Genomic DNA, 7,798 nt, shown 5'->3' with positions numbered 1-7,798 from the left:
TCGCGGTGCTGATGCTCGGTCGCGCCCTGCTCGGGATCTGCATCGGTGGCTTCTGGGCGCTCGCGACGGCCGTGATCATGCGCCTGGTTCCCGATAGCGAGGTGCCTCGCGCGCTGGCCCTGATGTATGGCGGGCAAGCGATCGCGGCAGCCTTCGCCGCGCCCGTCGGCAGCTATCTCGGCGGTCTGTTCGGCTGGCGCGCGGTGTTCTGGGCGCTGACGCCGATCGTCGCCGTCAACCTCGTCTGGCATGTGATCGCCCTGCCGTCGCTGCCCGCGCGCCAGCCGCAGGATTTCCGGACCATGTTCGGCCTGCTGAAGCGCCCGTATTTCCTGCGCGGCCTGATCGCGTCGATGCTGTCCTGGGGCTCGGCCTTCACGATGTTCACCTACCTGCGCCCGTTCCTCGAACAGGTGACGGGAGCCGACGTGACGACGCTGTCGATCCTGCTGCTGGTGCTCGGCTGCGCTGGCTTCGTTGGAACCTGGGGCTCCGGCCGCTTCCTGCATGGCAGCGTCGCTCCTCTCCTGAAGCTGCCCGCGCTGCTGATGGGCGGCTGCACGATTGGTCTCCTGCTGCTCGGCGGCTCGGTCGCCGCAGTGGGCCTCTTCCTGGCTCTCTGGGGTGCGATGAACACCGCCATGTCGGTGATCTGGATGACCTGGATGTCGCAGAACGTCGACGATGCGCCGGAGGCCGCCGGAAGCCTGATGGTGGCCGCGATCCAAGCCTCGATCCTGCTCGGGGCCGTGGTCGGCGGGATGCTGCTCGATGGTCTGTCGATCTTCGCGACCTTCCTGGGGAGCGTCGCCCTGGCCGCCATCGGCATCGCGCTGATCGGCAACGGAAAACGTCTGCTGAAGCCCGAATAGTCACAGAGAACGGGGAGATAACGATGGACACCTCCAACACGATCACAGCGTCGTCCGCACGCCTGGACCGTCGCGACTTGATGAAGCTGACCGGTGCGGGCGTCGCAGCCTTGGCAGCCGCATCACTCTTCAACCTCTCCAAAGCAAAGGCTCAAGGCATGACAGCGGACTGGGACAAGACTTTCCCGAAGAGCGAGAAGGTCGATCATCGGAAGGTCACCTTCAAGAACCGATACGGCATCACCCTGGCGGGCGATCTCTATTTGCCCAAGCGCCAAGGCGATCTCTCAAGGCGCACAGCGCCTGTCACCATCATGCGTATTTTGTCACCGCGGGGCATTCAATCTGTCACTGGCGCGGATCGGCGCCTGTTCAACAGGCGACACGTGGGGGAAGACGAACGAATGCCCAATCGCCCGAAGAGCGAGGTTAATGAAAAACGAGGCATAGTGTTGCCGCGATTGTAGGAGAAGTTCCGCAATATGATTTTTGACGCCCGGCCCTGCCGGGCGTCACTTCGTTTTCAAACAGGCCGAGAAGCTCGGTTTTCCTGCCAGCTGGCAATCCAGTCCGCCCTCTGCAAGGGCGCCTTCGGCAAAGCTCGTTCGAAAATCGAGTGGCCTCCTGTCGGACTATTGTTGATTGCCCGGTGCCCGCGCCCCTCCCGGCGTCCCGTCTATCGGCTTCGCGAGCGGAACTCCGACAGTTGCGACGACCAATCTACCGCTCTCAATGGCCGGGCGAGCAGCGATGAGCACGTTCATTTCTGGGAACCTGAGCTTCCGGAGCTGGCCCGTTCCCGACATCCAGGGTGTCTGCTTTCGGGCAGTCTTGGTTGGCGCACTAGTCGACGAGCAAAAGTGGCCCATTCCCGACATGTGGAATGTCTGGGTTCAGGCAGGTCAGCCCGTGGAGCGCCCTGCGAAGCCGAGCCGCGAAGGCGGGCTATGCTCCCACCGGCATGATGCCAGCCGGCAGCGGTCCAAACGCTGGCGCCTGGCTCAGAAGCTGACGAGCAACTGGGCAGTACCGCCAATGCTGCGCGTGTTTGCCGCGAACTCGGAGTCGACGCGCATTCCGAGGCTCACGCTGGGGCTGAGCTTGATGTTGGCTCCCATCGCGAGCAGGGCTGCGTTGCGGTCGGGCCTTGCGCCCGTGACGCCAAAACTGGCGCCGGGCAGGCCGTTGATCGAGGCCGTGAGATCCGCGTCGCGCTGGTAATACTGCGCCCAGGAGGCGCGCACGAAGCCGGTGACCGGCGTCGCGCCGGCGATCAGGTTGGCATCGAGCTGCAGGCCGAGTTCGCTGCGGCTGGTGATGTCGGATCGCCGCGCCGGCGCCAGGGTGCCGGCGGTCACGCCAGTCCCGTCGCGCTCGAGGGCGGCCGGCCTGCTCGCGCGCACGGCCTGGAAGGCGGCGAACGGCGAGAGCGTGATGTCGCTCCAGATGATGACCGGCAGGCTCGCCTCGATTCGGCCGCTCCAAGCCTGCGTGGTGTAGGAGGATGTCACGCCGGTCAGGCCGAGCGCCGGGATCGCGCGCCTCGTATCGGTCTCGAGCCGGCCATAGGCCAGCGCCGCCGCGAGGTTGACGCTGCCGAGCGTGGTGCGGCCATGGAGTCCGGCCTGGAAAACATCGGCGTCGGCTTTGCCGAGCCCCCCCGAGAGCGAGGCGCGCGACTGGCCGCTCGCGACAGCGAGACCCGCGACCGTGTTCGAGCCAAGCCTGATGTCGGCTCCAACTGCGACATGGCCGTCGGAGAGGTTGCGATTGGCGGAGCCTGCGGCCTTGTCGCCGTCGGTGCGCCCGGTCAAGCCGAAGGTCGCGCCCCAGAGCGAGAAGCGCGAGGGGTCGAAGGTCGCGCGACCGGGACCATCTTGCCTGGAAGGCAGGTCGGCGGTGAAACCGGCGGCGCCGCCGGGACCTCCAGGCTGGCCCGAGAGCCTGCCTGCGCCTGAACCGTCGAGCATGGTGCGCAGGAACTGGCCCGCCGCGCTGTTGGCCATGGAGAGCGCAGAAGTGTGGACCTCGCCCGAGAGCTGGTTCAAGGCACCGGGAATGGCGGCGGCCGGCAGGTTGAAGATCGCAAACATTGCGGACGGGTCGGCGCCCCTAGCCACGGCGGCATCGATGCCAGAAGCGACGGACGCAGCATTGCGCGGCGCCGGCACACCCAGTGACGGCGTCACGATTGGGACGAGCGCCTTCGGCGCAAGGCTCAGGAGGACCTCGGTGCCGGTATAGCCGATGTTGGTCGTCACGCCGTCTCCGAAGAGGCCCGTCGCATCCACAGTCCCGAAGGTCGTGCTGCCGAGCCCACCCGCCGCCGAGAGCAAGGTGTAGGACGCGGAAAAGAGATAGGCCCCGCCGAGCGGCACAAGCCGCAGCGTGCCGGCCAGTGCTGCCGTGCCGGTGACGTTGATCCGGTCAGAAACCGCGCCCTGCACCTCGGCGAGATAGAGCGAGCCCGGCCCCAGCACGAGATTGCCATTCACCGTCAGCGTACCCGGCGAATTTCCCGGGGATAGCGTGCCGTGTACGGTCATCGAGGGCAGCCGGCCCGAGCCGCCGACCGTAGCGCCGGCTGCCACGGTGACGCCGGAGGACGCGGCGATCGAGCCGGTGACGATGAGCGTGCCGCCATTGATGGCGGTCGCGCCGGTATAGGTGCTGACGCCTGACAAAGTCTGCGTGCCGGCGGCGAGCGTCAGTCCGCCACTGCCGGCGACGGCACCGGAAAATGTGGTGGATGCGGCGTTGGCGAGCGTCAGTCGCCCGGCGCCGAGAGCCACAGTGCCCGCGCCGGCGAGTGAGGCGATGGTCTGATTGAAGCCGTTGGCGTCGAGGACGGCTCCTGCCGCGACCGTGACCGCGCTTCTGGCGCTGAACCGGTTCGCCGCATTCGCCAGCAGCGCGCCGGCATTCACCGCCGTGGCCCCGACATAGCTTGCCGCGCCCGCCAGCGTGGTGACCCCGGCTCCGTTCTGCTGCAGCGCGCCGGTGCCCGAGATGTCACCTGGCAGCGTCAGCGCGTCGGAGCGGTTGATCGCAAGGATGCTGTTGTTGATGACAGCACCGACGATCGAGCCGGTGGTGCCACCGTTGCCGATCTGCAAGGTGCCGGCGCTGATCGTGGTGCCGCCGGTATACGTGTTGGTGCCGGTGAGGACGAACGTACCGGTGCCGTTTTGCCGCAGTGCGCCGGTACCCGAGATGGCGCCGGATAGCACCGGCGCGTCCGAGCGGTCGACCGCAAGAACACTGTTGTTGATGACGTCGCCGACGATCGAGCCCGTGGTTGCACCATTGCCGATCTGTAAGGTGCCGGCGTTGATGGTGGTGCCGCCCGTAAAGGTGTTGGTGCCGGTGAGGACGAGCGTGCCGGTGCCGTTTTGCTGCAGTGCGCCGGTGCCCGAAACAACATTGTCAAAGGTCACCGTGTCGGAGCGGTCGACCGCAAGGATCGCGTTGTTGGTGACATCGCCCGCAATCGAGCCGGTGGTTTCGCCATTGCCGAGCTGCAGGGTGCCGGCGTTGATCGTGGTGCCGCCGGTATAAATGTTGGTGCCGGTGAGGACGAGCGTGCCGGCGCCCTGCTTGGTCAGGCCAATGCCAGCGCCGGCGATGGTCGAGTCGATGGTCGCCGTGACGCCGGCATCGGTGGTGATAAAGCTCTTGGCCGGATCGCTGAAGGGATCGCCGGTCATGTTCAAAGTCCCGCCGGTCAGCGTATAGCCGCCAACCGTGAATTGCAGACCTTGAATGTACTGCGGGTCTGCGACCGTGACCGTTCCCGCCACGCCCCCTAAAATGCCGACGCCTGCGCGCCATTGGTCGTTGATTTGCGCGCCGGGCAGCGAAGTCCAGTTCGTGTTACCGGCATTCCACGTCGCGGTTCCGCCGTTGACAGCCCCGTTGCCGGTCGCATCGGCACCATCCCAGAATTGGACGACCTGACCGGCCCCGGCCAGCAGCACGTTCACCTGGTTCGGAATCGTCGTGTAGATCGTATGGCTTAACGCGCCGGAATTGACGGTGTCGTAGGAGCCGGAGATCGTCCCCGTGACATTGTAAAGGCGATACCAGCCTGCTGAGGGCGGTGTGAGGTTGAGCGTGCCGGCCATCGAAAGATTACCGCCAACATTCACGAGATCATTGCTTGCGCCGCCAACGATACCGGACTGGCCAAGCTCGAAATTGCTGATCGATCCAATGTTCTGGACGAGATTGCCGGTGATGGTCAGTGTCCCCGGGCTGAAGCCCGCGGACAGGATGCCGCCTGCATCGATCGCGACGTTGCCGCCGACCCTGCCTGTCCCTCCAAGCGTGCCGCCGTTGTGGATGTTGAAGGTGGCCGCGCCGTTGCCGAGCGTGCCGCCCGCGCCTATCAGCAGTCTGCCGGAATTGACATTGACTGTGCCGCTGAACGCCGAGCTGTTCCCCGTCAGGGTCTCGGTGCCGGCCATCAGCGTCAGCCCGCCGCTTCCAGTGATCGCGCCCCCAAATGTGCCCGACGCGTTCGCCAGCGTCAGCGTCCTGGCGCCGAGGGTCACGGTTCCCCCAGTACCGGCCAGCGACCAGATGGTAGCGCCCGCCCCCGTCGAGGCTGAAATGTCAAACACGCCCGCTGCCAGATTCACGCCGCTCGAGGCCGCAATACTGCCGGCGCCGCTCAGCGCCAGCGTACCGCCATTGATCGTGGTCGCGCCGGTGTAACCATTGCTTGCGGCTAGGGTCTCGGTCCCCGCCGTGAGCGTCAGCCCGCCGCTTCCAGCAATCGCACCGCCGAATGTGCCGGAGGCGTTCGACAGCGTCAGGGTATGGGTGCCGAGCGTCACATTTCCGCCTGTACCCGCCAGCGACTTGATGGCGGCGCCCGGACCCGTCAAAGCGGAAACGTCAAACGCGCCTGCTGTCAGGTTCACGCCACTCGATGCCGCGATGCTGCCGGCGCCACTGAGCGCAAGGGTGCCCCCTTCGATGGTGGTTGCGCCGGTATAGCCATTAGTCCCCGTCAGGGTTTCGGTACCGCCGGTCAGCTTCAGGCCACCGGCCCCATTGATGGCGCCGCCAAAGGTGCCAGAGGAAGGGCCCGCGTTGGCAGCGTTGGAGATCGTCAGCGTGTTGCTGCCGAGCGCCACGGTTCCGGTGTCGCCAACCAGCGTTTGGATGGTCGCGCCACCGGCCGAGGCGGAAATGTCGAAGGTTCCGCTCCCACGTGTGCTGACCGCGTTCGAAGCTGCGATGCTGCCGATGCCGTTCAGAGCAAGCGTGCCGTCCTCGATGAAGGTCGGACCGGTGTAACCATTGATTCCGCTGAGGGTTTCGGTGCCGGTGGTCAGCACCACTGCGCCGGCTCCATTGATGGCACCACCGAATGTTCCCGATGCGTCCGACAGCGTCAGCATGCTAAAGACGGAGCCGAGCACGACCGTTCCACCGGAGCCCGCGAGCGACTTGATCGTTGCGCCAAAGAAAGATCTGGAAGGATCATATGCACTGGAAATGTCGAACGTCCCGCCCGGTGCCAGGTTGACGCCGATCGAAGCTGCGATGCTGCCGCCGGTGCCGCTCAGCGCAAGCGTGCCGCCATTAATGGTGGTTGCGCCTGTATAGCCATTGGTCCCGGTCAGGGTTTCGGTGCCGGCCGTCAGCGTCAGTCCGCCGGCGCCGTTGATCACGCCGCCAAAGGAGCCTGACGCATTCGACAACGTCAGCGTATTGCTGCCGAGCGCGACGCTTCCTCCCGTACCGGCCAACGACTGGATGGTTGCGCCAGGCGCCGTCGAACCGGAAATATTGAACGTCCCGCCCGTTGCCACGTTGACGCCGCTCGAAGCTTCGATGCTGCCGGTGCCGCTGAGCGCGAGGGTGCTGCCGCCGTTAATGGTGGTGGCGCCGGTATAAGTGTTGGTGCCTGAAACCGTCGTGGTGCCGGTGGTCGTCGTCACGGTGGCTGATCCACCGAGGCCGTCGATGGCGCCGCCCGTTGACGTCACCGCACCGCTCAGCGACCCGTTCGTCAACGTGCCGCCCGCGAGCAACACGGAATTGATCGTCTGGGTGTGGCCGCCGAGATTCAGCGTGCCGCCGCTGTTGATCCTCGTCGCACTGGCCGCGCTGAAGGCATTTGCGGCACCGCCGACCAGGCTGCCGCCATTGATGGTGGTCGCACCCGAATAATTATTGCTGGTCCCGGTCAGGATTTCGGTGCCGGCCGTCAGCGTCAGCCCGCCGGTGCCGTGGATGTTGCCGCCAAAAGAGCCTGAGGCATTCGACAGAGTCAGCGTGTTAGTGCCGAGTGCGACGATTCCTCCGGTACCGGCCAGCGACTTGATGGCGGCGCCCGGACCTGTCGAACCGAAAATGGCGAACGTCGCCCCCGTCGTCAGGTTCACACCGCTCGAGGCCGCGATGCTGCCGGCGCCGCTGAGCGCGAGCGCGCTGCCAGATGCGATCGTTGTGTCGCCCGAATAGGTATTGCTGCCACTCAGCGTCAGAATGCCCGATCCACTCTGAATGACCGCGCCCGAGCCGACGATGGGATTGGACAGGGTGACGTCGACAGATTGATTGAACGTCACACTGCCGGTGACACTGATGTTACCGGTCAGCGCCCACCCGGGCAGAAGCGTCAGCGTGTTGTTGCCGCCTGTAAAATTTATGGCATTCCGGCCGGCGATCGTTCCGCTGTTGATGACAGTCAGATCGGCGCCGCGAACCCCGTCCCCATTTCTCCCGGCGGTGCCGGCATCACCAACGACCTGGCCGAAAATCGCACCGCCGATATAGATCCCCCCGGCAGAGCCGCTCCCGCCCGCCCCACCATTTCCGGCCCTAATCGTGCCGCTGTTGGTGAGAACCGCGCCCGGCACCGCGAACGCGATGCCGCCCCCACCATCACCGCCATTGCCGCCGACCCCCCC

4 protein-coding genes are annotated in these 7,798 nt (G+C 65.7%); 3 read left to right on the top strand and 1 reads right to left on the bottom strand.

The window, feature by feature from the left end:
- Nucleotides 1-872: MFS transporter (locus tag AC1D34_RS30515; RefSeq protein ID WP_476826232.1), on the top strand; the 872-nt coding region annotated here is incomplete at its 5' end.
- Between the two features lie 23 nt (nt 873-895).
- Complete coding sequence (locus AC1D34_RS30510; protein WP_441508970.1) at nt 896-1,339, top strand: twin-arginine translocation signal domain-containing protein; 444 nt, start codon at nt 896-898, stop codon at nt 1,337-1,339.
- Nucleotides 1,340-1,873: 534 nt separating this feature from the next.
- Here AC1D34_RS30510 and AC1D34_RS30505 read toward each other — a convergent pair.
- Nucleotides 1,874-7,456, bottom strand: a complete 5,583-nt coding sequence (locus AC1D34_RS30505) for an autotransporter-associated beta strand repeat-containing protein (protein ID WP_476826231.1) — start codon at nt 7,454-7,456, stop codon at nt 1,874-1,876.
- On the opposite strand from AC1D34_RS30505, the gene AC1D34_RS30500 reads away from it, so the two are divergent.
- On the top strand, nt 7,442-7,798 hold a 357-nt coding region (locus tag AC1D34_RS30500), incomplete at its 3' end, for a hypothetical protein (RefSeq protein WP_476826230.1). The two genes, AC1D34_RS30505 and AC1D34_RS30500, sit on opposite strands and share 15 nt — an antisense overlap.

This window comes from Allobosea sp. P1_A7 (assembly GCF_056406775.1).
This window is presented reverse-complemented; position numbering and strand designations above follow the sequence as displayed.